The 25,385-nt window shown below is 71.3% G+C and carries 21 protein-coding genes; 8 read left to right on the top strand and 13 right to left on the bottom strand.

The annotated features are described in order from the left end of the window. Nucleotides 1–13: 13 nt before the first annotated feature. Together ACLIN4_RS03885 and ACLIN4_RS03890 are read right to left on the bottom strand one after the other, a co-directional pair. Nucleotides 14–475 (bottom strand): DUF2809 domain-containing protein, encoded by a 462-nt coding sequence (locus ACLIN4_RS03885; RefSeq protein ID WP_289907680.1) that lies wholly within the window; start codon nucleotides 473–475, stop codon nucleotides 14–16. A gap of 9 nt (nucleotides 476–484) precedes the next feature. Further along, nucleotides 485–2,017, bottom strand: coding sequence for a fused MFS/spermidine synthase (locus tag ACLIN4_RS03890; RefSeq protein ID WP_381912174.1), 1,533 nt, complete (start codon nucleotides 2,015–2,017; stop codon nucleotides 485–487). Nucleotides 2,018–2,119: 102 nt separating this feature from the next. On the opposite strand from ACLIN4_RS03890, the gene ACLIN4_RS03895 reads away from it, so the two are divergent. Further along, the gene (locus ACLIN4_RS03895) at nucleotides 2,120–2,908 is read left to right on the top strand and encodes an OBAP family protein (RefSeq protein ID WP_107478829.1); all 789 of its coding nucleotides are present in this window, start codon (nucleotides 2,120–2,122) and stop codon (nucleotides 2,906–2,908) included. An 89-nt stretch (nucleotides 2,909–2,997) separates the two neighbouring features. On the opposite strand, the gene ACLIN4_RS03900 is transcribed toward ACLIN4_RS03895, so the two are convergent. From ACLIN4_RS03900 to ACLIN4_RS03915, 4 genes are all read right to left on the bottom strand, one after another. Continuing rightward, nucleotides 2,998–3,669, bottom strand: coding sequence for a toll/interleukin-1 receptor domain-containing protein (locus ACLIN4_RS03900; RefSeq protein WP_411575496.1), 672 nt, complete (start codon nucleotides 3,667–3,669; stop codon nucleotides 2,998–3,000). 227 nt (nucleotides 3,670–3,896) lie between these two features. After that, entirely contained in the window at nucleotides 3,897–4,307 is a 411-nt protein-coding gene (locus ACLIN4_RS03905; RefSeq protein ID WP_100044648.1) for a DUF6924 domain-containing protein, read from the bottom strand. A 382-nt stretch (nucleotides 4,308–4,689) separates the two neighbouring features. After that, a complete protein-coding gene (locus ACLIN4_RS03910) occupies nucleotides 4,690–5,187 on the bottom strand; it encodes a Pycsar system effector family protein (RefSeq protein ID WP_411575497.1) in 498 nt (165 codons plus the stop codon). Continuing rightward, nucleotides 5,171–6,412: an adenylate/guanylate cyclase domain-containing protein gene (locus ACLIN4_RS03915; RefSeq protein WP_100044650.1), complete on the bottom strand. Its 1,242-nt coding sequence runs from the start codon at nucleotides 6,410–6,412 to the stop codon at nucleotides 5,171–5,173. The genes ACLIN4_RS03910 and ACLIN4_RS03915 overlap by 17 nt, the downstream gene beginning before the upstream one ends. Nucleotides 6,413–6,848: 436 nt before the next feature. On the opposite strand from ACLIN4_RS03915, the gene ACLIN4_RS03920 reads away from it, so the two are divergent. Together ACLIN4_RS03920 and ACLIN4_RS03925 are read left to right on the top strand one after the other, a co-directional pair. After that, on the top strand, nucleotides 6,849–9,380 hold the full coding sequence (locus ACLIN4_RS03920) for an ATP-binding protein (RefSeq protein WP_411575498.1): 2,532 nt from the start codon (nucleotides 6,849–6,851) through the stop codon (nucleotides 9,378–9,380). A gap of 315 nt (nucleotides 9,381–9,695) precedes the next feature. Next, complete coding sequence (locus ACLIN4_RS03925) at nucleotides 9,696–11,087, top strand: MFS transporter (RefSeq protein ID WP_411575499.1); 1,392 nt, start codon at nucleotides 9,696–9,698, stop codon at nucleotides 11,085–11,087. A gap of 43 nt (nucleotides 11,088–11,130) precedes the next feature. Here the strand turns inward: ACLIN4_RS03925 and ACLIN4_RS03930 are convergent, their stop codons facing one another. The 6 genes from ACLIN4_RS03930 to ACLIN4_RS03955 all read right to left on the bottom strand — a co-directional run bounded on the left by ACLIN4_RS03930 (nucleotide 11,131) and on the right by ACLIN4_RS03955 (nucleotide 17,820). Next, complete coding sequence (locus tag ACLIN4_RS03930; RefSeq protein WP_289907685.1) at nucleotides 11,131–13,101, bottom strand: helix-turn-helix domain-containing protein; 1,971 nt, start codon at nucleotides 13,099–13,101, stop codon at nucleotides 11,131–11,133. 100 nt (nucleotides 13,102–13,201) lie between these two features. Then, nucleotides 13,202–14,002 (bottom strand): 3-hydroxybutyrate dehydrogenase, encoded by an 801-nt coding sequence (locus ACLIN4_RS03935; RefSeq protein WP_107480265.1) that lies wholly within the window; start codon nucleotides 14,000–14,002, stop codon nucleotides 13,202–13,204. A gap of 54 nt (nucleotides 14,003–14,056) precedes the next feature. Beyond that, nucleotides 14,057–14,536 (bottom strand): NUDIX hydrolase, encoded by a 480-nt coding sequence (locus tag ACLIN4_RS03940; RefSeq protein WP_107480264.1) that lies wholly within the window; start codon nucleotides 14,534–14,536, stop codon nucleotides 14,057–14,059. A gap of 68 nt (nucleotides 14,537–14,604) precedes the next feature. Then, the gene (gene lnt, locus ACLIN4_RS03945) at nucleotides 14,605–16,218 is read right to left on the bottom strand and encodes an apolipoprotein N-acyltransferase (RefSeq protein WP_382024026.1); all 1,614 of its coding nucleotides are present in this window, start codon (nucleotides 16,216–16,218) and stop codon (nucleotides 14,605–14,607) included. Nucleotides 16,219–16,412: 194 nt separating this feature from the next. Beyond that, on the bottom strand, nucleotides 16,413–16,955 hold the full coding sequence (locus tag ACLIN4_RS03950) for a hypothetical protein (RefSeq protein ID WP_107480263.1): 543 nt from the start codon (nucleotides 16,953–16,955) through the stop codon (nucleotides 16,413–16,415). 79 nt (nucleotides 16,956–17,034) lie between these two features. Then, nucleotides 17,035–17,820 (bottom strand): glutamate racemase, encoded by a 786-nt coding sequence (locus tag ACLIN4_RS03955; RefSeq protein WP_381912185.1) that lies wholly within the window; start codon nucleotides 17,818–17,820, stop codon nucleotides 17,035–17,037. A gap of 39 nt (nucleotides 17,821–17,859) precedes the next feature. Between ACLIN4_RS03955 and ACLIN4_RS03960 the strand changes: the two genes are divergently transcribed. Further along, nucleotides 17,860–19,083, top strand: a complete 1,224-nt coding sequence (locus ACLIN4_RS03960) for a glycosyltransferase (RefSeq protein ID WP_179342778.1) — start codon at nucleotides 17,860–17,862, stop codon at nucleotides 19,081–19,083. A 39-nt stretch (nucleotides 19,084–19,122) separates the two neighbouring features. Here ACLIN4_RS03960 and ACLIN4_RS03965 read toward each other — a convergent pair whose 3' ends face one another. After that, the gene (locus ACLIN4_RS03965) at nucleotides 19,123–20,424 is read right to left on the bottom strand and encodes a TerD family protein (RefSeq protein WP_411576729.1); all 1,302 of its coding nucleotides are present in this window, start codon (nucleotides 20,422–20,424) and stop codon (nucleotides 19,123–19,125) included. Nucleotides 20,425–20,717: 293 nt separating this feature from the next. Between ACLIN4_RS03965 and ACLIN4_RS03970 the strand changes: the two genes are divergently transcribed. From ACLIN4_RS03970 to ACLIN4_RS03985, 4 genes are all read left to right on the top strand, one after another. Beyond that, entirely contained in the window at nucleotides 20,718–21,158 is a 441-nt protein-coding gene (locus ACLIN4_RS03970) for a DUF6643 family protein (protein ID WP_107477574.1), read from the top strand. A 42-nt stretch (nucleotides 21,159–21,200) separates the two neighbouring features. Next, nucleotides 21,201–22,028 carry an MOSC domain-containing protein gene (locus ACLIN4_RS03975; RefSeq protein WP_307653208.1) on the top strand — a complete coding sequence of 276 codons (828 nt, stop codon included), beginning with the start codon at nucleotides 21,201–21,203 and terminating at the stop codon, nucleotides 22,026–22,028. A gap of 202 nt (nucleotides 22,029–22,230) precedes the next feature. Beyond that, the gene (locus ACLIN4_RS03980) at nucleotides 22,231–22,836 is read left to right on the top strand and encodes a hypothetical protein (protein ID WP_107477572.1); all 606 of its coding nucleotides are present in this window, start codon (nucleotides 22,231–22,233) and stop codon (nucleotides 22,834–22,836) included. A 108-nt stretch (nucleotides 22,837–22,944) separates the two neighbouring features. Further along, on the top strand, nucleotides 22,945–25,383 hold the full coding sequence (locus ACLIN4_RS03985; RefSeq protein ID WP_179342416.1) for a right-handed parallel beta-helix repeat-containing protein: 2,439 nt from the start codon (nucleotides 22,945–22,947) through the stop codon (nucleotides 25,381–25,383). Nucleotides 25,384–25,385 lie beyond the last annotated feature (2 nt).

Genomic DNA, 25,385 nt, shown 5'->3' on the forward strand with positions numbered 1-25,385 from the left:
CGCGGACGCGAGGTCAATGCGCTCGACGCCGGACGCGCGACGAAGCTCCGCGTCGCACCGGTGCCGGAGCCCCACACCGCACGAGCGATGAAGGGCGCTCACCACGGACCGCTCTGGAGGACGCGACGGCGAGCCACCCGGCCAGCGCACCGACGGCGTACCAGAACAGGTCCGGCGCGTTGAAGGTCGAACCGAGCACCAGGCGAGCGGCCGTGCTGTGCCGGGAAAGCTCCGCCGGTACGTCACTGAGCTGCAGGAACTCGACGCCCCAGCTCACGGCCAGCGCGATGGCCGCCGCCTTGGCCGCGGTCACCCGCGGCGCCGCCAGGAAGACGAGGGCGAAGATCAGCAGGGTGTACAGGCTGTCCCCGCCGTACTTGGCCACGTCTCCCGCCGTCACCGCCCTCAGCCCCAGACCGGCGCCGACGGTCGACAGCGCGGCCACGGCGGCCCGCGGACGGATCCCGTCACCCATCGGCCGTCCTCACCCGGCCTGCGGGCCGTGAGGCTGGAGGAGTTGGTCGACGGGTGCGTAGTCGTCGGTGAGCGGTCGGGCACCGTCGATCCACGCGGTGAGTGCCTCGCCGGTGGCGATGTCCCAGCCGACTCGCCTGCCGTCCAGCGCTTCCCGGGCCGCGCGCAGGTCGACCGGGCGGTCGGAGGCGAGCACCACCAGGTTGCCACCGTCGGGGGCGGCGGCCCGGCCGGTGCCGATGTCGGCGGGCTCGCCGAGGAGGGCCACGTGCTCGAACGCCTCGCCGAGCGTGGCCACTTCGGCACGCGCGAAGGCCATGTCACCGTGATCGATCAGATTCGCGACGTACAGGCCGTCGTCCTTCAGCACCCGCCGTACGTCGGCCATCGCTTCCACCGTGGTGAGGTGCCACGGCACACTTACGCCCCCGAAGGCGTCGCCGACGACGAGGTCACGGCTGCCGGTCCCCAGTCTCCGCAGACCGATTCTGCCGTCCTCCGTGCGTACGTCGATCCCGGCATCCGGTCTCAGCCCGAACTCCTCGCGGTCGATGCGCACGACCCCGCCGTCGATCTCGGACACCAGGCTGCGCGTCCCCGGCCGGGTGGCCGCGAGGTATCGCGGAAACGTGAGCCCTCCGCCGCCCAGGTGGTAGGCGGCGATCGGCTCACCCGCGGGGAAGGCGGTGTCCACCACCGACGCGATCGCACGCACATAGGTGAACTTCAGGTACGTGGGGTCGTCGACGTCGACGTAGGAGTGTCGCACTCCGTCCAGCACCAGCGTGCGGCCGCCGTCCCGGCCGGGGTCCGCCACGACCCGTGCGCAGTGGTACTTGGTCTCCGCGTCGCAGCCGCCGGGCGCGGGGACGGTGGCCAGACCGCCGGCCAGGACCACGAGGGTGAGGGCAGGAGTGCCGGTCCACCCGCGCGCTCGCCATCCGACCAGCGCCGAGCCGGCCATCAGCAGTACGCCGAGACTGATCAGGATGCCGCTGACCGGCAACCGCGAGATGAGGACGAAGCCGGTGAGGACGGTACCGACGATGGCCCCGACGGTACCGACGCCGGACAGCCGGCCGACCACCGTCCCGGTCTCGGCGAGGCTGGTGAGCCGCAGCTTGGTCACCATCGGCGTCACCGCGGAGAGCAGCGCGCCCGGCACCAGGATGGTCAGGCCCGCGACGAGCAGGAGCAGCACGGGCGCCCACTCCGCGGTGCTGCGCAGGACTGCGGGGGTGAGTGCCACGGCCGCGCCCGACACTCCGAGCGCGGGCCCCAGCAGCCGGCGGGGATCGACCAGATCCGCGAGGCGCCCGCCCAGCCAGGAGCCGAGGGCGATCGCGGTGAGGGCGACCCCGATCACCATGGTGCTGGTCTCCAGGGTGAGACCGAGGTACGGGGCCAGCAGCCGCAGTGCGACGATCTCGACGATCAGGACCGCTGCGGAGGACCCGAACACCAGCGCGGCGGCGGAGCGGGACCCGAGGCCATGGTCGCTAGGCGTTTCTCCGGCGGCAGACGAGGAAGGCGGTCCGGTCACGGACGACATCCTCGCACGCGGCTCGTCGACCCCGTGGCGGCCGAGTGGCGGCCGACAGGCGGTGGCTCGTTACGGCTGCCGGGCACAGGGCACTCGCCGTCCATGGCACCCACACGAGGCACGCACCGTTCGCGTGGTTCCGGCACGAGTCCGGCCGCGTCCATCGGTATCGGGGCCGCGGCAGGCCTGACGGCCGCGGTCGGACTTCTGTTCGGACGCAAGGCGGCGACGATCAGCAAGGTCGGCAAGGGGCATCCCCTCAAGCACCGCGTGCTCGACCTGGCCGCCGGCGCGATGCAGACGAAGTACCCGGTCGACGCGATGAGCACCTACCTCAACGGCTTCCACATGTACGCCGACGACATGGGCCGGCAGGTCGAGGCCACGCACTTCTGCATCCACCTCCGGCACGACCTGCATCAGTGCGTGATCTTCGACCGCAACGCGCCCGACGCCCGCCTGATCGGCATCGAGTACATCATCAGCGAGGAACGCTTCCGCGGCCTGCCCGAGGACGAGAAGCGGCTGTGGCACAGCCACCACTACGAGGTCAAGTCCGGCAGCCTCACCGCCCCCGGCATCCCCGACCTGGCCGAGCACGCCTACTTCGAGGACCTCGTGACCACCTACGGCAAGACGTTCCACACCTGGCAGTACGACCGCGACGACTTCCCCTACGGAATCCCGCAGCTGATGATGGGCTTCACCCAGGACGGGCAGGCCTCGGACGAGATGATCCGGGCCCGGGACGAGCGACTCGGCATCTCGACGTCCGGCAAACGGCAGAACCGGGCGGACATCCCCGTGCCGGAGGTGGCACCCGGCGCCAACGCGTGGGAAAGCGGCCGGACCGTGCAGACACGCATCGAGGAGATCGACTTCAAACGCTGACCCGACCGGGCCGGGCCTCGGGTCCTTCCGACGGTCGGCGTCTCGCGCCGGCCCACCGCCTCGTCCGGTCCGGGGCCCGGCCGTCCAGGTCAACCGAAGTTGTTGGTCTGGTGGTTGTGATCACCGATCTGCACCGCGGTCGGCCCGTTGAAGGTGTTCCCGGTGAGCTCGCTCCCGTCTCGGGGCGCCCCGGTCCCCTCGCCCCGGGGCGGCAGATGAGGCGCTGAGCCGACAGCGGGCTCGGTCTCGTACGGCTGCCCGGTGAGATAGCGGAGCAGCGTCTCGGCACCACGCACGTCGATGGGGTCGACGGTGTAGTGAGTGACGGTGTGACCGCCGAGGAACGCCGGCAGGTCCTCTCGGCTGCCTTCCGGAAGGACGACCCGGAGGATCCGTTCGTACCACTTGGTGGGATTGCGGTACACCACATCCCTGATCAGCGCGGCTTCCCAAGCCACGCCCTCCCCGACACCGGGCCCCTCCGCACCTTCCGCACGGCGCTTGTAGGCGGGCGAGGCGACGGTCAGCACATAGTCGGCCGCCTCGATCTCTCGCTGCATCCACGCGGCCCAGTCCTGCGGTCGCTCCGCGGCCGACCGATCCAGCCGGGCGTCGATGCCGTGTTTCCGCAACAGGACCCACAGCGCTCGAACCCGCTCGGCGTGCGCACCACCGTCGGGCTCGTGCGCGTAGGAGATGAAGACCCGCGGGCCGGCGGCCGGAGCGCTCCCGGTGTCCGCCGTCGGTGAAGAGTGCGTCATCCTGTGGTCCCGTCGTCCGGCCCGCCTGCGGCTGCGGCTGCGGCTGCGGCTGCGGCTGCGGCTGCGGCTGCGGCAAAGGTCTCGGGGCGACGACCGGTGAGAGCGGCCGCGAACCCCGCAGGGACACAAGTGTAGAGAGCCTCCCGGACCCCGGACGTCCGAATCCAACGCACCGCAGGCGGTGTCCCGTTCGCGGCCAGGACACCCGGTCTTCGACCGTTCCGGCTTCACAAGCCCCGGTAAACGCCGTCGTCATCAACGGCTCGGACGAACTCCTCGAAGTCCATGTTCGCGCCCGAGACGTTGTTCTCGATGCTCCACAGCTCGGCTGCCACAACGCGGACACAACGCCCGCGTTCACCCCGCAGCCCCACCACGAGGAGAGGTTGCTCAGCCGAGGTGAGAGCTACCGCGTCCGCCAGGACGAGCAGTGGATGCCGGTACTCCGCGGGAATCAGGGCCAGGGCCCGGTCGGGCGTCAAGCCCTCGTACCTCTGGTCATCCACGAGTGCGACATCGGCCAGGAAGCCGTCCTTGCTGGGCGAGAACAACGCCGCCCGCAGAGCGTCCCAAGCACCGTCTGCCGAGAAGTCGGTGCGTACGACGAGGGCCTCCGATGTGGAGGGAAGCTGATACATGTCGTGCGACTCCGGGGCTGTGCGTGGACGGTTGTCGACGTGCGGTGCGTGTGAGCGTCAGCGGCCCTGGGCGTCCCAGTGCGCGAGTACGGCATCGGCCGCGGCGTGCAGATCCTTACTGACGCGCCGTCACACACCTGTGTCAAGATACCGAGCAGGAAGCCGTGGAACATTGAGGTGACGCCTGGAAGCCGGAGTGCAGGACGAGGAGAATCCCGCACAGCGCCTGCCCGCCCCGTACCTGGGACCAACGAGGCTTCTGCGCTGATGAGTTGAGAAATCGAGTACCTCACTCAACGACACGGAGGTCCTCGTGCGTTGTGGAACGCCAGCTCGAATGGGCCCACCGACAGAGTCGGTGGGCCCTCACGCAAAGCGGAGGTCAGTGCACTGCGTTGAGGAAGACCGCCACGGCCATCAGAGTGAGGGCGCAACCCAGAAGGTCCACTGCTCGCGCGATGAGCTTGTACTTCCGTGTGGCGAGCAAAGACAGCTCGATGAGCTGTGAGCATCGGTCCAATTCGCCGTCCGGGCAAGTGGCCATGTGCGAGACCAGTGCATGGGCTCGGCCCGCGTACTGGGCGTAGAAGGCGAAGTACGAGCTATTCCCTGGCCGCAGGACGCCTCCAGGGCGAATGCAGACGAGCAGATGGACGAGGCTGCCCGCCATGCAGCTGATGCCGAGCCACACCAGCCATTCCACCCCGTTCCAGAAGCTGAAAAGACCCGCCTTCCTGACGGTCAGGGTCGCCACGGATCCTGCGGCGATTGCGGAGAACAGTGCGAGCAGGGTCGCGGCCTTGTGGTCCGCGCGAGTGAGCTCTGTACGTACGTCGGACAGCGCGGTGGAAAGGGTCTGAGGGTCAAGCGGGTTCGCCATCGAACACGCCCCCGTCCACGGCCACAGCCTCCTTCTGCGCTCCAGGAGAAGCTTCCGCGATCAGCTGACCGGAGATTCCCTTGCGATTCTGAGTGATCTCCACCCGGATACGATCACCGGTCCGGAGCGACTCGGCCGCTGCCCCCACGTAGACATGAAGAGACTGCCGATGTCCGTGTGGATCGGCGACCTCGACGAAGGTGAAAGGCTTGCCCAGGAACGTACGCTGGATCTTTCCCTCCACTGTATGTCCCTCGTGCACGGTGCAGCCGGCCTGCGGCTGCTTTCCGTCCGAGACCGGCGGCAGAGGAACGAAGCGGACGCGACCTCCCGGGGTCAGATCCGCCTCGCCCACCACGAGACGGCGGTTGACGTAGTAGTCGGTCCCCTCACCCAGCGGGGTGATGAACCCCCAGCCCTTCTCCGGGTTCCAGCGCTTGACGATCCCCTCCTCGGTGACCGATGAGGGTGCACCGTTGTACGCGGGGCCGCCCACTGACGGGCTCTGCTGAACAGGGAAGCCGGGCTGCTGGCTCCTGGCGGTCGTCGCGCTCTCCTGCTTTTCGATCGTCTCGGTCAGCACTCCGCCCTTCACTCCGACGGGGGCTTGCCGCCAGATGACCTCCCTGTACTTGACGTGCTCGCTGAACCCCTTGGCGGGAACCTTCTGCTCACGGTCCAGATAGTCGTCCGGCCCGTAACCGAGGGCCTGCCCGACCACGGAGTGGACCTTGAGCATGTTCGCGCACACGACTGTGGCGGTGTCGATCCAGATCGCCTGCGGGGCGCCGGCGCTGCAGAGGCGTGCCGCACGGTCGACGACGGAACCCACGTAGTCCACACCCCCGCCAGGTGCCTGGTACTCGACCACAGGGCCCGTGGCGATGGCCACTGCTGCCAGACATCCCTTGAGGGAGTTGTTCTTGTTCTCCTCGTACAGCACTTCCTGAATGCGGATTGCCGCGTTGATGGCATCGGCTGCCTGATTGTCGTTGAAGACAGCGAGTGTCCCGTCCCCCAGGTACTTGAACACCTGCCCGCCGTGAGAAGTGACCGCATCAGTGGTGATGTCGAGGAACTTGCCGATTGTCGGCAGCCAGTTCACCTCGGCGGTCTTCTCCTTCATCTCCGTCGAGCCCGAGAGGTCGGCGAACATGATGACTCGTTGAGGTCGATCCTGACTCCTTGAAGCGTCCTGGAACAGGCTGAAGTGATCTGTGGTCATATCTGCTCCTATCAGTTGCCTTGAATGCAGCGAAAAAGATCGCCGAGCATGCTGTGCGTGGCGAGTCAGGCGCGAAGACTCGACGGCTGGACGACTGACGGCCTCATGTTGTGTTTGTAGGTCTCGCGCAGCCTCGGCCGGGAGTGGGCCGTGCCTGCCTCCCACTGGGGCAGCACTTGACACCGACTCCCGGAGATCCCGTCGATCGGCATCAAGAAGTGGCGAAGCCCAGCCAGAACCATGACCTCCGCTCCGACCGAGAACGGACGGTGAAGGCAGTCCCCCGGCCGGAACCCACGATTCCGCATTCACCCTCCCCCACCACCTGATTCACAACTGCGTCACCTGAGCATCGGAGACAGTAGGGGTTGTCCACCACACCACGGGAGCGGCCATAATCAACCAAACAATCAAGACATCGGGGAGGTGCCCGGAGGTGGCAGGCAGGCCAGGCCGCCCGGAACAGCCACTCAATCCGGAGGCGGGTCCCTTGGAGCGCTTCGCGTCAGATCTTCGCCGACTCCGCAGCAGGGCTCGGCTCACCTATGCACAGATGGCCGCCTTGACTCACTTCTCGCGAAGTTCGCTGTCTCAGGCGGCGGCCGGCCAGCGGCTCCCCAGCCGCGAAGTCCTCCTCGCATACGTCCATGCCTGTGGCGGCGAACCCCAGTGGTGGGAGGAGCGCTGGGAGCGCGTACGGCAGCAGTTGTACGGGCCCGGGGAGCCTCTGGCGATCGGCACACTTGCCACACCAGGTTTCGGTGACATCGAAACCACCAGCTTCGTGGGCCGGGACACCGAACTTGGCCAGGCAGCCGCCATATTGAAGGACTGCCGTCTGATCACACTGGTCGGTGTGGGTGGCGTGGGAAAGACACGGCTGGCCAGGCGGATCGTCCATGAGGTGGGTGAACGCTTCCCGGACGGCACCTACTGCGCGGAACTCGCTGAACTCAGCAGTGACTTGGCCGTCGCCGAAGCTGTCGCATCCGCCGTCGGCGTCCACGCCAAGGTTGGGCAGGACCCTGTGCCCGCACTCGCCGAGGCGCTGGGGGGACGGAGCGTTCTCCTTCTCATCGACAACTGTGAGCACGTGCTCGACGGATGCGCCCGCGCCATTCGCCTCCTGCTGGCGCTGCTGCCAGAGCTACGCGTCCTCGCGACCAGTAGGCAGCCCCTCAATCTTGTGGCTGAGCATGTGCTGCAGGTTCGTCCGCTGACACTCCCTCCTGCGACCTGGAACGGGTCTCACCACGAGACGCACATGGGGGAAGAGTCCGATTCCGGAAACGGCTGCGCGGACTCACCGGCCTTGGCGCTCTTCGCCGACCGGGCCATGGCCGCCTGCCCCGATTTCCGGCTGACCGACGCGAACCGTCACGTCGTGGCCCAGGTGTGCCGGAGGTTGGACGGCCTGCCTCTCGCCCTGGAGATCGCCGCCCGCCGAGTGCGTACTCTCGCCCCTGAAGAGCTTCTGAAGCGGCTCGATCATCGGTTCCGCCTGTTGGGCCCCGGTGCTGGAGACCGCACCGCACCCCCTCGCCATCGGGCGCTGCGTGCGCTCTTCGACTGGAGCTACGAGTTGTGCACCGAGGCCGAACAGATGGCCTGGGAGCAACTCTCGCTGTGTGCCGGTGGGGTGTTGCTGACCGATGCGGAGCAGATCTGCGCGTCCGCCGGGCAAGGCGCCGCGTCTGATGCCGCCGGAGCCGGTGGTGCATTCGAAGCTCTGGCCGGGCTCGTGGACAAGTCGCTCCTCACCCGTGTCGAGACCGATGGCAGCACCCGGCTTTACATGCTCGAAACCGTTCGCGCCTATGGGCAGGAACGTCTCGTGCAGGGCGGGCGGGCGCAATTGGCCGTGCGTCGGCACAGGGCCTGGTATCTCGGTCTCGCCCTGCGGGCGGGGCTCTCGTACGGCACTCCCGCCCAAGCCTCGTGGCTGCGCCGGCTGCGGGCGGAGCACGCCAATCTGCGGCAGATCGTCACCTCATCTCCGCCGCCGGGCGAGCCCTCGGAGACCCTGCTGCGCGCGTGCCTCGGCTTCTGGCTGCACTGCCTGACATCGGCCAATGTGGGCGAGGGCGCGGGGTGGATGTGCAAGATCCTCGAACGGCACCCTCGGCCTCCCTCCCCCGAGGCCACCGTCCCCTGGTGCCAGGCGGTGTGGGTGGCCGGGTTTCTCCTCCTTCTTCAGGGAGATCATGATCGCGCCCACGAGGTGATCGCCCGGGGTGAACGGGCCCTGGCCGACATGCCCACCGTGAACGGCGCAAAGGTGTGCGACTGGGCGGACGAGTCGGCCCCGGAGGAACTCACTGCGGCGTTTCTTCAGTTGCGCGCTCTGCCGGCCTTGCTCGCCGGAGAGGCTGAAACCGCCGTGAAGTACTCAGAGGCGTCCCTGGCGATCGGCCAGTGGCCCGACGCGTTGTTGACCCGGCAACAGTGTTTCGCTCAGCTCGGCTTCGCCGCCATGATGATGGGCGACCACGAGCGCTCGACGACCCTGCTCGAGCAGACGCTGGAGATGTCCGAGGCCCGGGGAGACGTGTGGCATCGGTGCTATCTCTTGTGGGCCCTGGCCGTGAATCACAGTGAGGCGGGACGGCCGGAGCTCGCCCTGGAACCCCTCAAGCGCGCTCTCCAGCACACGGAACAGATCGACGAGCACCTGGGGGAAGCGGCCCTCAGCGAGAGCCTGGCTTGGGTGCTCTCCTCCTGCGGCGACCCTCGCTCGGCAGCAGTCGTGCTGGGGGCGGCGGATCGTGTGTGGCATCCCTCCGGCGCTCCGCGCCTGTTCGGTTTCGCTCTCTTGACCGCTCACCGTGAACGTGGGATCCAGAGCGCGCTCAGGTCGCTGGGCAAGAACGAGTACGAGCAGGCGTACCAGGAAGGGCAGAGTCTGGGCCTGCGGCGAGCGCTCAAGATGGCGTTCGCAGCCGGTGAGCGGCTGCGTCAAGGATCTTGAGAACGCCCCGGCTGCGAACGTTCGGCTTCGTATCGCTGTGGTGCAGGTCGGCGCGCAGCACCTAGACGACAGGTGAGGACGCCGGCGTTCCGAGGGACGATCTTGTCGGGGCCGACGGTGCCGTACGGGGCGTTTATGTGGGGCAGGCGGTTGACCTTGTCGGCAGGGCGGACGCCTTTCCACGATTCGGCATGGTGGCCGCACGCATAGCCGAGCGTGGAACTATGTTGCTCCGCCACATGTGCGCCTGACCTGCGGGTTCCTACGGTATGGCGACACGCAACCGTCCCCGCAGATCCCCAGGAAGTGGTGCCGATGTCGTCGCCCGCAGCCGCTCCACCAACCCCGAACAACCTCAAGCGCATCGTCGCCGCCTCCCTCATCGGCACCACCATCGAGTGGTACGACTTCTTCCTCTACGGCTCCGCCGCCGCGCTCGTCTTCAACAAGCTGTTCTTCCCGGACTCCGACCCGCTCGTCGGCACGCTGCTGTCGTTCCTGACCTACGCCGTCGGGTTCGCCGCGCGCCCGCTCGGCGCCCTGGTGTTCGGGCACTACGGCGACCGGCTCGGGCGCAAGAAGCTGCTGGTGCTGAGCCTGTTGATGATGGGCGGGGCGACCTTCGCGATCGGACTGCTGCCCACGCACGCGACCATCGGTACGGCCGCTCCCGTGCTGCTGACCGTGCTGCGGCTGGTCCAGGGCTTCGCGCTCGGCGGTGAGTGGGGCGGGGCCGTGCTGCTGGTGTCGGAGCACGGAGACGCGCGGCGGCGCGGGTTCTGGGCGTCGTGGCCGCAGACGGGGGCGCCGGCGGGGCAGTTGCTGGCGACCGGTGTGCTGTCGCTGCTGACGGCCGTGCTGTCGGACTCCGCGTTCAACAGCTGGGGGTGGCGGATTCCGTTCCTGCTCTCCGGCGTACTGGTCATGGTCGGTCTGTGGATTCGTCTGTCTGTCGATGAATCGCCGGTGTTCAAGCAGGCGTTGGCCCAGGCCGAGACACGGAAGGCGAAGGCCGAGCCGCTTCCGCTGGTCGCCGTGGTGCGGCACCACTGGCGCGACGTGCTGATCGCGATGGGCGCGCGGATGGCCGAGAACATCAGCTACTACGTCATCACCGCCTTCATCCTCGTCTACGCCACCACCGCCGCCGACGTCTCGAAGCAGACCGCGCTCAACGCGGTACTGATCGCCTCGGCCGTGCATTTCGCGGTGATCCCGGCCTGGGGTGCGCTGTCGGACCGGATCGGCCGGCGTCCCGTGTATCTGCTGGGGGCGGCCGGGGTGGGGCTGTGGATGTTCCCCTTCTTCATGCTGATCGACTCCGGGCATTTCGGCAGCCTCCTGCTCGCGGTGACCGTGGGACTGGTGCTGCACGGTGCGATGTACGCACCCCAGGCGGCCTTCTTCTCCGAGATGTTCGCGACCCGGATGCGCTACTCGGGGGCGTCGATCGGCGCCCAGTTCGCCTCGGTCGCGGCCGGTGCCCCCGCGCCGCTGATCGCCACCGCCCTGCTGTCCGAGTACGACAGCTCCACCCCGATCTCGCTCTACGTCATCGCCTCGGTGGTGCTGACGCTGATCGCCGTGGGTGTGGCCAAGGAGACGCGCAACCGGGACCTCGCCGAGGTCGCGACCTCCTCCGAGGACGCGAAGCCGGACGGAGCCGAGCAGGCCGCCTCCCGTACACCGGGGGCCCGCACCGTCTGATCCGGCCCCTCCACCGGCCCCCGTACGCCCGTGCGTGCGGGGGTCAGTGCTGTGCCGGTATCGACAAGCGGTGGAGTCTGAGGGCCAGTTGTATCTCCAGCGCGCGGTCGGGGCTCTGCCAGTCGTCACCCAGGAGGCGCCCGACGCGTTCCAGGCGCTGGGCGACCGTGTTCACGTGGACGTGGAGCTCGTCCTTGGTACGCGCGGGACTCATGCCACAGGCGAAGTACGCGTCGAGGGTGCGCACCAGTTCGGTGCCTCGCCGTTCGTCGTAGGCGAGGACCTGGCCGATGGTGCGTTCGACGAAGCCGGAGACGTTCTGGTCGCCGGCCAGCAGCAGGCCGAGGAACCCGAAGTCCTCGGCGGCGGCGCCGTCCCCGGGGCGGCCCAGCAGCCGGAGGGTGTCGAGGCAGCGTCCGGCTTCGGTGTACGCGGCGGCCACGGCGTCCGGGTGGGCGACGAGGTCCTTCACGGGAGCGGAGGCGCCGACGGTGACGGCCTCGTGGACGGCCGTGCCGAGGTGCCGGGCGGTGCGGCGGGCCAGGTCGCTCGCGCCGTCGCCGGCGGCCAGGGGCAGCAGGAGCACGGTGCCGCCGTCCCTGGCGGCGGCAAGGCCGTGCCGGGTCGCGGCGAGGTGGGAGGCCGCGGCCCACAGCCGTCTGCGCGCGTCCGCCTCCTGGTCGGCGTCGGGCGCGGTGGTGTCGAGGCGGGCGGCGAGCACGACGTGGGTGGCGGTCAGGTCGGCCCCCAGCCGCCGGGCGCGGTCGCCCAGCAGGCGTGGGTCGCGGTCGCGGGCGTCGAGCAGGTCGTCCAGCAGCTCGCCGCGGACGCGCTGTTCAGCCTCCGCGGCGGAGCGCCGGGCGAGCAGGAGGAGGGAGGTGACCATCGCGGCCCGCTCCAGGGTGAGCTGGTCGACGGGGTCGAGTCCGGGGTGGCCGCGGAGCACCAGGGCGCCGAGCAGCTCGCCGCCGGCCGTGACGGCGGCGATCCAGTCGTCCTCGTGCCGCACCGCGTGGCCCTCGGCTCGGGAGGTCTCCAGGGCGCGTGCCGGTGCGGCGGCGGCCTCGGTGAACTCGACGGTGCCGTCCAGCACGTGGGAGACGGCGGCGGCCACGTCGTGGACCCCGCCGCCGCGCAGGACGAGTTCGGCGAGCCGGTCGTGGACGTCGGAGGCGCGCTCGATGACGCCGCTGCGGTCCCGGATGATCTCGTTGGCCCGTTCCAGGTCGGCGAGGGCTGAGCGGGTCTCGGCGAGCAGGTTCGCGGTGTCGATGGCGGCCGCCGCGAGGGCGGCGAAGGAGCCGAGCAGGGCGATCTGTTCCCGTTCGAAGACCCGGGCGCGCCGGTCCGCGGCGAAGAGCACACCGATGACGTGGTGGCCGAGCATGAGGGGGACGCCGAGGATGGCGACCAGGCCCTCGTCGCGCACGCCGGCGTCGATGGTGCGGGTGTGCTGGAAGCGGGCGTCCTGGAAGTAGTCGTCGGTGACGTAGGGACGGGCGGTCTGGGCGACGAGACCGCCGAGTCCTTCGCCCATGCCGAGCCGCAGCTGCTGGAAGCGGGCCGCGACCGAGCCCTCGGTCACCCGCATGTAGGTGTCGCCCCGGGCGGGGTCGTTGAGGCTGAGGTAGGCCACGTCGGTGCCGAGCAGTGAGCGGGCCCGCTGCACGATCGCGCGCAGGACGGCGTCCAGGTCGCGCAGTCCGGCCAGGTCGTGGGCGGTCTCGAAGAGCGCGGACAGCTCGGCCTCCCGGCGCCGGCTGCCCTCCAGCTCGGAGCGGACGCGCAGCGCGAGGTCCTTGGCCCTTTCGAGCGCGGCGATCCGCTCGGCCGGGGTCCCCTCCGCGCGGGCGAGGAGCACCGGCTGCTCGTAGGCGTCGGCGGAGGCGCCCCTGGCCAGCAGGTCCAGGAAGGGCGTCTCGACGGCCGCGGGCGCCGGGTCCGCCGGGTCGCCGGCCGGCGACCCGGCATCGTGGGCGGGGCGCTCGGCGGACTGCACGTGATCGCGGGACATGCTCACAGGATTCCCCATCGCATGGTCGTCCCGGCAGGCCTGTGGAAAACCCGGGTCGGCCGGGGACGCGGCCGTGTTCGGTGCGCGGGTCGCGTCCTGGTCAGTGGGCGGTCCATCCGCCGTCCAGGACCAGCGACGTACCGGTGACGAAGGACGCCTGCGGGCCGCACAGGTAGGCCACGGCCTCCGCGACCTCGTCCGGTTCGATGAGCCGCCGCACGGCGCTGTCCCTCAGCAGCACGTCGGCCAGTACCTGCTCCTCGGGGATGCCGTGCGCTCTGGCCTGGTCGGTGATCTGCTTCTCCACCAGTGGGGTGCGCACGTAGGAGGGGTTGACGCAGTTGGACGTGACGCCGTGGGCCGCGCCTTCGAGAGCGGCGGTCTTGGACAGTCCCTCCAGTCCGTGCTTGGCGGCCACGTACGCCGCCTTGTAGGCCGAGGCGCGCAGGCCGTGGACGGAGGAGATGTTGACGATGCGACCCCAGCCCTGCCCGTACATGTGGGGCAGGGCACCACGGATGAGGCGGAAGGGGGCCTCCAGCATCACGGTGAGCACCGTGTGGAAGACGTCCGGCGGGAACTCCTCGATGGGGCGCACCAGCTGCAGACCGGCGTTGTTGACGAGGATGTCGGTGCCGGCCGCGGCGTGCTCGGCGGCGTCCAGGTCGGTCAGGTCCAGGACGTGCGGTGCGACACCGCCCGCGAGGCCGGCGCAGCTCTCGGTGAGCGCGTCCAGTCCGGCGGCGTCCCGGTCGACGGCTCTGACCTCGGCCCCGGCCGCGGCGAGCCGCTGCGCGCAGGCACGGCCGATGCCGCCGGCGGCACCGGTGACGAGGGCGGTGCGGCCGCGGAGGTCGAGCGAGGAGGCGTGGGGAGCCGGGAGGACACTGGACGAGGTCATGTCCCGACCCTAGGCAGGCCACGCCCCGCACCACATGTGGGCGCGCTCCATACTTCAGGCGGAGCTGGTGGTGTCGAACCATGTGGGGGCATCGGACAGCGCCTGCTTGATCCGGAACTGCCCGAACTCCCCGAGGTCCGGCAGCGCGTCCGCCTCGAACCAGCCCACCTCCAGCGACTCGTCGTCGTTGACCCTTGCCTCGCCTCCCACGGCCCGGCAGCGGAACGTGACGTCCATGAACTGGCAGACGTCCCCGTTGTCGTACGTGACCGGATTCAGCGCCTGGACGAGGACCAGCCGTTCGACGACACACCGTACGGCGGTCTCCTCCTCCACCTCGCGCACGGCGCAGGCCGCGGGCTGCTCCCCCGGGTCCGGGATGCCGCCGATCAGGGACCAGCGTCCGTTGTCCGACCGCCGGCCGAGCAGCACTCTGCCCTCGTCGTCGAGGACGACGGCGGTCACTCCGGGAAGCCACAGCAGCTGGTGTCCGGCGGTTGCGCGCAGATCGCGGATGAAGTCGGGAGTAGCCATGCGAACGACCCTAACGGTCCGGCCGTGCCGCCCCGGGCGGTGTCGAGGGGCGTTCGGCGGGCGTACGGCTACACGCCACCGGCGCGCCGACCGCGCACACCGGCGCCGAAGGCCCAGCCGAGTCCGCCGGCCGCGACCAGCAGCAGGACGATCTCCGGAGCCACGCCCAGACGGGTGGCGGGCGTCTCGGAGGAGCGCAGCGGCACCTCCTGGACCAGGGAGTCCGCCACGAACATGCCGGTCTTCTGGGTGACCCTCCCATCCGGCATGATGATCGCACTGACGCCGCTGGTCACCGGCACGGTGACGGTCCGGCTGTGTTCCACCGCGCGGACGCGGGACATGGCGAGCTGCTGGTAGGTCATCTCGCTGCGGTCGAACGTCGCGTTGTTGCTGGGCACCGAGATCATCTGGGCGCCGTCGGTGACCTCGGAGCGCACCGCCCAGTCGAAGGCGGCCTCGTAGCAGGTGACGAGCCCCACCTCGGTCCCGGCCATGGTGAACACGCCCGGTTCCGTCCCCCGGCTGAAGTCCCGGCTGACCATGGAGGTCCACTCGTCGTTGATCGCGCCGATGAGCGAGCGCAGCGGCAGGTACTCGCCGAACGGCTGGATCTGCCGCTTGTCGTACGTGTCCACCGGGCCCTTGTCCGGGTCCCACAGGATCTGCTCGTTGAGCAGCTTGCCGTCGCGTTCCACCACACCGCCGACGGAGATGGGCGCGCCGATGGCCCTGGCGGCCCGGTCGATGATCGCGCGGGCGTCGGGGTTGGCGAAGGGGTCGATGTCCGAGGAGTTCTCCGGCCAGAGCACGAAGTCGGGCCGGTCCACCTTGCCGGCCCTGACCTCGGCGGCCAGGCGCTGCGTCTCGCGCGCGTGGTAGTCGAGTACGGCCCGGCGCTGGGCGTTGAAGCCGAGGCCCGCGCGGGGCACGTTGCCCTGGATCACGGCGACGGTCGCGGTGCCGTCCTCCGCCTCGTCGCTGACCAGCGGGCGGGCGGCGACGGCTCCCAGGACGGGCACGGCCACGCTGAGGAGAGCCACGGTCGCCGCGCTCCGCCGTACCTCTCCGGTGCGGCGCGCGTGGACGGCCAGGCGCACCACCTCGTAGAGGCCGAAGCCGCACAGGACGACCGCGTAGCCGAGTACCGGTGTGCCGCCGACCGCGGCGAGCGGCAGGAACACCCCGTCCGCCTGCCCGAACGCGATCTTGCCCCAGGGGAAGCCCTCGAACGGCACGCGCGCGCGTGCGGCCTCCCCCGCGATCCACAGCGCCGCCGCCCACAAGGGCCAGCCCGGCAGCTTCGACACCGTCGCGACGCCCGCGCCGACCAGCGCCACGAAGACCGCTTCGACCGCGGCCAGGGCGAGCCAGGGGCCGGGGCCGACCTCCACGCCGGTCCACACCAGCAGGGGCAGCAGGAAGCCGAGGCCGAAGAGGTAGCCGAGGCCGAGGCCCGCCTTCCAGCCGCGGCCGCGCAGCGCCCAGCCGAGGACGGCGAAGGCGGGCAGGGCCAGCCACCACAGGGTGCGCGGCGGGAAGCTGACGTAGAGCAGCACTCCGGAGAGCGCGGCGGCGACGGCAGGGAGGAGGCGCAGGAGCCGCGCGGCGGCGCGCGAGGCGGGTGCGTTCCGCGGCTGCGTCCGGTCCGGCTCGCCGACGGAGGTTGCGGTGGCTGTCACCCCCCGGAGTGTACGGCGAGTGACCGAGCGGCCGACAGCACGGTCACCGGCTGCCGACGGACCGTGGGCGGGCGCCGCCGCCGCACCGCACGATCCGCGCCGGCCGTCCGGTCCGCCGAACGGCCTCTCCTGGCTGTCCGCCGACCGGATCGCTGTCCGTCCGCCGGCCCGGCCGACACACCGCAACGGCGCGTTCAGCGTGCCGAGCCGGGCGCCTTCGGCCGCAGGCGGTCCTTGATGACCTGGACGGCCGCTTCCGCGTCGTCCACGGTGACGGTGAAGGTGTGGCCGTCCCACAGCCGCAGGATCAGCCCCTCGCCGCGGCGTACGACGACCGCGGTGCCCTTCTCCGGACGCCAGCGGTAGCCCCAGCCGCCCCAGTGGCGCGGCGTGACGTGCGGGGCGAACTCGGCGCCGGCGACCTGGGAGAGGGGGATGCGGCGGCGGGGCACGCCGATGTGGCCGCAGCGGACCTCCAGGCACTCCTCGTCGACCCTGAGCGCGACGTGCACGAAGGCGAGCGTGCCGAAGAGGACCAGCAGTCCCGCCGCGATGCAGCCGACGACCGCCATGGCCAGCGGGGCGCCGCCGGACTCCCAGGCCGACTCGACGGCCAGCGCGATGCCGAACGCCAGGCAGGCGGCGCCGATGAGGGCCAGGAACCACTGGACCCGGTTGGTGGCACGTCCGGTCCAGACGTGCGGTGGGGGGATGCTCTCGCCGCGGCGACGCCTCATGGATATGAGGTTACTCAGGTTTCGCTGCGTCGGTACCTCGTCGCGCAGAGTGACTGGGCCGACCGGGCGGGCCCGCCGGTCAGCGCGCCGGCGTGACCGCGCGCAGCAGCCGGCCCTCGTCGTAGGCCAGCGCCGGCGCGGGCAGCGTGCCCTCGCGTCCGCTCAGCAGGACGGTGAGGGTGCCTTCGGCGGGCGCGCCGGGGTCGGGCCTGGCGCCGATCCGGCGCAGTGCCTGGGCGGCGACGGCACCGGCGGAGCCGTGCAGGACGAGGCGCGGTCCGGCGGAGCTCTGCACGGCGGCGCGGATGCGTTCGGCGACCAGCTCGTAATGGGTGCAGCCCAGGACGACGGTCGTCACGTCGTCGGGCGTCAGGGTGGCCGCGGCGGCGACGGCCGCGTCGATGGCCGACTCGTCCGCGTGCTCGACGGCGTCGGCGAGCCCCGGGCACGGCACCTCGGTGATCTTCGCTCCGGCGCCGAACTTCTCGATGAGGTCGCGCTGGTAGGCGCTGCCGGTGGTGGCGGGCGTCGCCCAGATCGCCACGGGACCGCCACCGGCCGCGGCGGGCTTGATCGCCGGGACGGTGCCGACGACCGGCACCTCGGGTTCAAGAAGGGCGCGCAGCGCGGGCAGCGCGTGCACGGTGGCGGTGTTGCAGCCGACGATCAGGGCGTCCGGGCGGTGCGCGGCGGCCGCCTCGGCCACGGCGAGGGCGCGTGCGGTGAGGTCCTCGGGGGTGCGCGGGCCCCAGGGCATGCCGTCGGGGTCCAGGGAGAGGATGAGATCGGCGTCCGGTCGCAGGCGCCGTACTACTGCGGTGGCCGCCAGCAGACCGATTCCGGAGTCCATGAGCGCGATCTTCACCCGGCCACCATAGTCGATGCGCCGTCGCGGCCCCTTGTCGTGGGGCAGACTGCGCACGTGAGCGCCGATGTGTGGACTGCCGTCGTGACCGTCGTATCCGCCCTCTCGTTCGCCGCCTGGCTGTGGCTGCTGTTCGCCCGGGGCTTCTTCTGGCGTACGGACGTCCGGCTGCCGGTCCAGGAGGAACCGGACGTGTGGCCGTCCGTCTGCGTCGTCGTCCCGGCGCGCGACGAGGCGGCCGTCCTGCCCGCGAGTCTGCCGTCCCTGCTCGCCCAGGACTATCCGGGGCGCGCGGAGGTCTTCCTGATCGACGACGGCAGCACGGACGGTACGGGGGAACTGGCGTGCGACCTGGCCCGGCGGCGAGAGGGACTGCCGCTCACCGTGGCCTCGCCGGGGGAGCCGCCGGCCGGCTGGACCGGCAAGCTCTGGGCGGTGCGGCACGGCATCGGCCTGGCCCGCGCGCGAGAGCCCGAGTACCTGCTGCTGACGGACGCCGACATCGCCCACGCGCCGGACAGCCTGCGCCGACTGGTGGCGGCGGCCCGCACGGGCGGTCACGACGTCGTCTCGCAGATGGCCCGGCTGCGGGTGGACAGCGTGTGGGAGCGGCTGGTGGTGCCGGCCTTCGTCTACTTCTTCGCGCAGTTGTACCCGTTCCGGTGGATCGGCGGGACGGACGGGAAGAGGGTGACGCGGACGGCGGCCGCGGCGGGCGGCTGTGTGCTGCTGCGCGCCGACACCGCCGAACGGGCCCGGATCCCGGACGCCATCCGGCACGCCGTCATCGACGACGTGGCTCTCGCCCGGGCGGTCAAGGGCGTCGGCGGTCGCGTCTGGCTGGGTCTGGCCGACCGGGTGGACAGCGTCCGTCCGTATCCGCGGCTGCACGACCTGTGGCGGATGGTCTCGCGCAGCGCGTACGCGCAGCTGCGGCACAACCCGTTGGTGCTCGCCGGGACGGTGGCCGGTCTGGCGCTGGTGTACCTGGTGCCGCCGGCGGCGGTGGTCGTGGGCGCGGCGACGGGGAACGCGGCGGCGCTCTTCCCGGGCGCCGCCGCATGGCTCGTGATGGCGGGGACGTACCTGCCGATGCTGCGGTACTACCGGCAGCCGCTGTGGCTCGCCCCGCTGCTGCCGTTCACCGCGCTCCTCTACCTCCTCATGACCGTCGACTCCGCGGTGCAGCACTACCGGGGGCGCGGCGCGGCCTGGAAGGGCCGGACCTACGCCCGTCCGGGCGCCGTGGCCGACGAGGGCTGAGCGTGCGCACGGGGAAGGCCAACGCGCGCCCGGGGAGCGTCACTTCCGGCCGGGGGTCCAGTTCATGCCCCACCCGTAGGCCTGGTCGACCGTCCGTTGCGGGCTCACCCCGCGCTCCGGCACCAGATAGCGGGCCTCGCGCTGGACGACCAGGTCGTCGCCGGTGCCGGTGATCAGTGCGAGGGCGCACACCGTCGAGGGGACCGTGCACTCGTCGAGCGAGAAGTCGATCGGGGCGCCGTACTGCGGCTGGAGGGTGACCGTGGCGTGCAGGTCGGCGAAGGAGCGGGCGCCCTCGTAGATGGTGACGAAGACGAGGATGCGCCGGAAGTACTGCTTGTGGTCGAGGTTGATCGTGAGGTTCTCGCCGGTCGCCACGGCTCCGGTGCGGTCGTCGCCGTCGAGGTGGATGAACGGCGGCCGGTCGAGGGCGCCGTAGGCGTTGCCGAGCGCCTGGACGACGCCCTTGCTGCCGTCGGTGAGTTCGTAAAGGCAGCACAGGTCCAGGTCGAGGTCGTCGTGCATGGCGACCGGGCGGCCGAATTTGCGGGCCCAGCCGGAGAACTGCTTGCGCACCTCCCAGTTGAGGTTGACGCGCATGGCGCCCGAGGTGCCACCCTGCTTGGTGAGCGAGACGGAGGGTGCCGCCTTGGTCAGCGTGACCTTGGTCAGCCGGACCGGTTCGGCGGGGGGTGCCGTCGGCGGGGGCGGCGGGGTGGTGGCCGGCCGGGTCGCGGGCGGGGCCGGGGGTGCCTGCGGGGCGGCCGGGGGTGCCTGCGCGGCGGCCGGAGGTGCCTGCGGGGCGGCCGGGAGCGCCTGTTGCGGCTCGTCCACCGAGATGCCGTAGTCCGTGGCCAGGCCCTCGAGCCCGCGGTCGTAGCCCTGTCCGACGGCGCGGAACTTCCAGGCGCCCTGGCGGCGGTAGAACTCGCCGAGCACGAAGGCCGTCTCCATGGTCGCGCCCGGGTTGTCGAAGCGGGCGGCAACGGTGTTCCGCGCCGCGTCGCGGACCTCGATGTACAGACCGGGGACCTGCCCGAACGTTCCGCCGTCCGCCGAGGCGGCGAGGATGACCGTCTCGATGGCGGGCTCCACGCGCGCGAGGTCGACGAGCAGACTGTCGGTCACCCGGCCGCCGGCGTCCCGCTTGCCCTCGTGGCGGACCGCGCCGGAGGCGTGCGCCGGCTGGTTGTAGAAGACGAAGTCCGCGTCGGACCGGACCTTCCCGCCCACCAGGAGCAGCGCCGAGGCGTCCACGTCGGGCACTCCGGGGCCGGTTCGCCGGCCCAGTTCGACCCGGAGCGCCGTCGTGGGCACCGGGGTGTTCGATCCTTTCGGCATTGACATGTCCGCCCCCATCGCGTGTCATCGAGCCGGGACCGTCCCGGCGGTCCGCCTGTTCTCCGCGCCCAACCTATTCCCCGGCCGCCCGTCGCTCACGAGTGGTGCCGGAAGAGGCCGGGACAACCGCTGGTAACCCGCCCGGAACTCGGCCTTTACCTCAAGATCGCAAGGCGTGTCGCCCCTTTTCGCCGAATTCGCTCGCATTGGGGATGCCCGGTCACTGCGGACACGTAAAACAACCCTCTTATCGGTCTCCCCAACCAGCACATCGTGGGCTTAACTTATGTCCCATGACCTCCCCCCGCTCCACTTATGGCGGCGGCTACTACTCCGCCTCCTTCCCGGACACTCCGATCTACGACTCACTCGTGGCCGAGCGGGGCACCCCGCAGATCGCCCCGATCCGGGTCCCCGCCGCGTACGACGCGCCGGGCAGTCACCTGCCCGCGCTCCCGTCGGCTCTGCCCGCCCTCCCGGCGGGCCCCTCCCAGCCCTCCTACGGTTACCCGCAGCAGGCGCCGCAGCCCGCCCCGCTGCAGCACGCGCCCGCCGCGTACATCCCGCAGCAGGCGACCGCCCCGCGCGGGTACCCCGGCCCCCAGCAGCCTCAGCCGCCCCGCCCTGTGGCGCCCGGCCCGGCGGGGTACGAGGCGATGCGCCCCGCGGCTCCCCGGCCGGCTCCGGCGCCGTATCAGGACCCGTACAACCAGCAGCAGTACCGCGGCTACTGAGCCGTTCCCGGGGGTGTCGGTGCCACCTGGCACGATGACCCCATGGGGAACGCGCGACTGCAGTCGATTCACGTCCATCCGGTCAAGGCGTCCCGGAGCCTGGCGCTCCGGGAGGCCGTCGTGGAGCCCTGGGGGCTGGCCGGAGACCGCCGCTGGATGCTGATCGACGACGGGGGAAAGGTCGTCACGCAACGCGGGCAGCCGCGCATCGCCCTGGTCGCCGCAGAACTGCTGCCCGGCGGCGGCGTCCGGCTGTCCGCATCCGGCCGGGAGCCGGTCGCGGTGCCGGTTCCGCGTGCGGGGACCACCGTGCCGACACAGGTCTTCCGGGACAAGGTCGAGGCGGTGCCCGCCGAGGACGAGGCCGTGCACGCCTGGTGCAGCGCCTTCCTCGAGCAGGACGTCCGGCTGGTCTACCTGGACGACCCCGCCACCCGTCGGCCCGTCGACCCGCGGTACGCACTGCCGGGTGAGACCGTCACCTTCGCCGACGGCTATCCGTTGCTGCTCACCACGACGGCCTCCCTCGACGCCCTCAACTCCCTGATCGCGCGCGGAGAGCACGCGGGCGAGGGCCCGCTGCCCATGAACCGTTTCCGGCCGAACGTGGTCGTCTCCGGCACCGAACCCTGGGCCGAGGACGGCTGGTCCCGCATCACCGTGGGCGAGGTCGCCTTCCGGGTCGCCAAGCCGTGCGGACGCTGCGTCGTGACGACCACCGACCAGGACACCTCGGAGCGCGGCAGGGAGCCCCTGCACACCCTCGGCCTGCACCGCCGCGCCGACGGCAAACTGGTCTTCGGGCAGAACCTGGTCCCCCTCGGCCGCGGCACGATCCGGGTGGGCGACCCGGTGCGGGTCTCCGGATGACGTGCCGCTCCTCCACCGGCCGGTTCAGGTCACCGGCCGGGGCGGGGAACCCGGTCCGCGGCCCGCGCGTTGGGCTTTGTGAGAGGTTCGTGAGAAACCCGGCGGGGGCACGCTCGCGAGAGCGCGCCGCGTGCGCCCCGGGACGGGCGACGAGTGAACGGCCCGGCCGGGGGCGGCGGGGACTGGGAAGGGGGCGCGGCTCGTGCGGGCGATCGGAGGGCTCTGGCGCTGGCGGCACAATCCGCTGTGCCGCCCGACGGACCTGGCCGAGGCGTGGACGGCCCTGGCGGGGCTGCTGCTGATCCTGACCGTGGCTCCCCTCGTCGGCGCTCTCGTGGGCGTCTCGGCGCAGGAGTCCCTGCAGCGGTCGGTGCGTGAACAGCACGAGTCCCGGCACCGGGTGACGGCCACCGTGGTCCGCCCTCTGGAGCGTCCGCCACTGACCGTCGACCCGGAGGGTGCCTCCGGTGGGGACCTGCGCAGCCGGGTGCTCGCCGACTGGACCGCGCCGGACGGCTCGCGGCACGAGGGCTCCCTCATGGCGAGCCTCGACGACCCCGCCCCCGGCGACCACTTCGCGATATGGACCGACGGGCAGGGACGGACGGTGGCCCGCCCGCTGGACGCCGCGACCGCGACGACGCACGCCGTGCTCGCCGGGATCGGCGCCGGGTCGGTGGCCGCGGCCCTGGTCGAGGCCGGCCGGCGGATCGCCGTGCGGCGCATGGTCCACCGCCGGTACGCCCGGCTGGAGCAGGAGTGGGAGCGGGCCGGCCCGGACTGGGGCAGGACCGGCGCGGACAGCTGACGGGCTTCGGCCTCCGGTCAACTCACCACCTGCGCGCACGCTACGGTGGACCGGCCGAACCGAATCGGCGACAACCCGCGTACGACGAGGTGGGGGCACAGCAACGCCATGGCACAGGGCACGGTCCAGGTGACGCACACCGGCACCTCGCGGTGGCGGCGCCGCACGGGTGAGTACGCATCGCTCGCCGCCGCCCTGGAGGCCGCGGCCGACGGTGACGTCCTCACCGTCGCCCCCGGGACCTACCGGGAGAACCTCGTCGTCCACCGGGCGGTGACCCTGCGCGGGCCCGAGGGCGGGCAGGGTTCGGTCCGGATCGCGCCCCTGGACGGCGTCCCGCTGACCGTGCGCGCCTCGGCGGTGATCCAGGACCTGCATGTGGAGGGCCAGGACGCCGCGGCGCCCGCGGTGCTCGTCGAGGACGGTACGCCGGAGCTGCTGGGTCTGAGGGTGGTCGCGCGTTCCGCCTCCGGGATAGAGGTGCGCGGCGGCGCGCGGCCCACGGTGCGGCGTTGCGTCGTCGACAATCCGGCCGGTGCCGGCTTCGCCGTCCTGGACGGCGGGGGCGGCGTGTTCGAGGAGTGCGAGGTCGTCTCCGCGGGGCAGGCGGGCGTCGCGGTGCGCTCCGGCGCGCATCCCCGGCTGGAGCGCTGCCGGGTGCATCACGCCGCGGGTTCGGGCCTGACGGTGACGGGAGAGGGCTCCGCGCTCGAGGCCGTGGGCTGCGAGGTCTACGAGGTGCGGGGCAGCGGCGTGCAGGTCACGAACCGGGCCACCGCTCACCTGACCGACTGCGACGTGCACCGCACCACCGGCGACGGCGTCACCCTCGACACGGACGCGGTGCTCACCCTCGCCGACTGCCGCATCCACGACGTCCCGGAGAACGCGGTCGACCTGCGGTCCCGCTCCGTGCTCACGCTCACCCGCACCAGCGTGCGGCAGTTCGGGCGCAACGGACTGTCGGTGTGGGACCCGGGCACCCGCGTGGACGCCAACCAGTGCGAGATCTTCGACAGCACCGGTGACTACCCGGCGGTCTGGGTCAGCGACGGCGCCACCGCCGTCCTCGACTCCTGCCGGGTGCACGACGTGCCGGACGCGCTGTTCGTCCTGGACCGCGGCTCGCGCGCGGACGTCGTGGACAGCGACCTGTCCCAGGTGCGCAACACCGCGGTGTCGGTGAGCGACGGCGCCACCGCCCAGCTCGACGACTGCCGCATACGGGACGCCGCCACGGGCGCCTGGTTCCGCGACCACGGCAGCGGCGGCACGTTGAACAACTGCACCCTGGACGGCAACCGCACCGGCGTGATCGTCACCAAGGGCGCCGACCCCACCATCGAGCGCTGCACGGTCGACTCCCCCTCGGAGGCCGGCGTCTACGTGTCGGCGGGCGGCCGCGGGAGTTTCCTGAACTGCCGTGTGACCGGCAGCGCCGGCTACGGCTTCCACGTGATCGACGGCTGCCGTACGACGCTGAAGAAGTGCCGCACGGAACGGTGCGCGCGGGGCGGGTACGAGTTCGCGGACGGCGGCGCGGAGGCAGGCCGTGACTCCGGCCCGCTCGTCGAGGACTGCACGAGCGACGAGAGCACCGGCCTGACCGCGCCCGCCGCGCCGGAGCCGGCCGTGCAGACGGTGGGCCAGACCCCCGGCCTGCTGGGCTCCATCCCCGGCCAGCGCAGGACCGAGCAGGAGCCCCTGATCGCCGGTGCGCCCCCGGTGGAGCCGGCGCGGACCTCCAAGGCCGTACTGGGTGAACTGGACGCTCTCGTCGGCCTGGAGAGTGTCAAGCGCGAGGTGCGGGCCCTGACCGACATGATCGAGGTGGGCCGGCGCCGGCAGCAGGCGGGCCTGAAGGCCGCCTCGGTCAAGCGCCACCTGGTGTTCACGGGCTCCCCCGGTACCGGCAAGACGACGGTCGCCCGGCTGTACGGCGAGATCCTCGCCTCCCTCGGAGTACTGGAGAAGGGGCACCTCGTCGAGGTGTCCCGGGTCGACCTGGTCGGCGAGCACATCGGCTCCACGGCGATCCGCACCCAGGAGGCGTTCCAGCGGGCGCACGGCGGCGTGCTGTTCATCGACGAGGCGTACGCGCTCTCCCCCGAGGACGCGGGCCGGGACTTCGGCAAGGAGGCCATCGACACGCTGGTGAAGCTGATGGAGGACCAGCGGGACGCGGTCGTGGTGATCGTCGCGGGCTACACGGCGGAGATGGAACGCTTCCTGTCCGTCAACCCGGGCGTGGCCTCCCGCTTCTCGCGGACCATCACCTTCGGCGACTACGGCCCCGAGGAGCTGCTGCGGATCGTGGAGCAGCAGGCCGACGAGCACGAGTACCGGCTGGCGCCGGGCGCGTCCGAGGCGCTGACGAAGTACTTCACGGAGATCCCGAAGGGCCCGGCCTTCGGCAACGGCCGTACCGCCCGCCAGACGTTCGAGGCGATGGTGGAACGGCACGCGAGCCGGGTCGCCCAGCTGGCCGACCCGAACACGGACGACCTGACCCTGTTGTACGCCGAGGACCTGCCTGAGCTGCCGTAGAG

The organism is Streptomyces mutabilis (assembly GCF_046628145.1).
GTDB classification, from domain to species: domain Bacteria; phylum Actinomycetota; class Actinomycetes; order Streptomycetales; family Streptomycetaceae; genus Streptomyces; species Streptomyces mutabilis.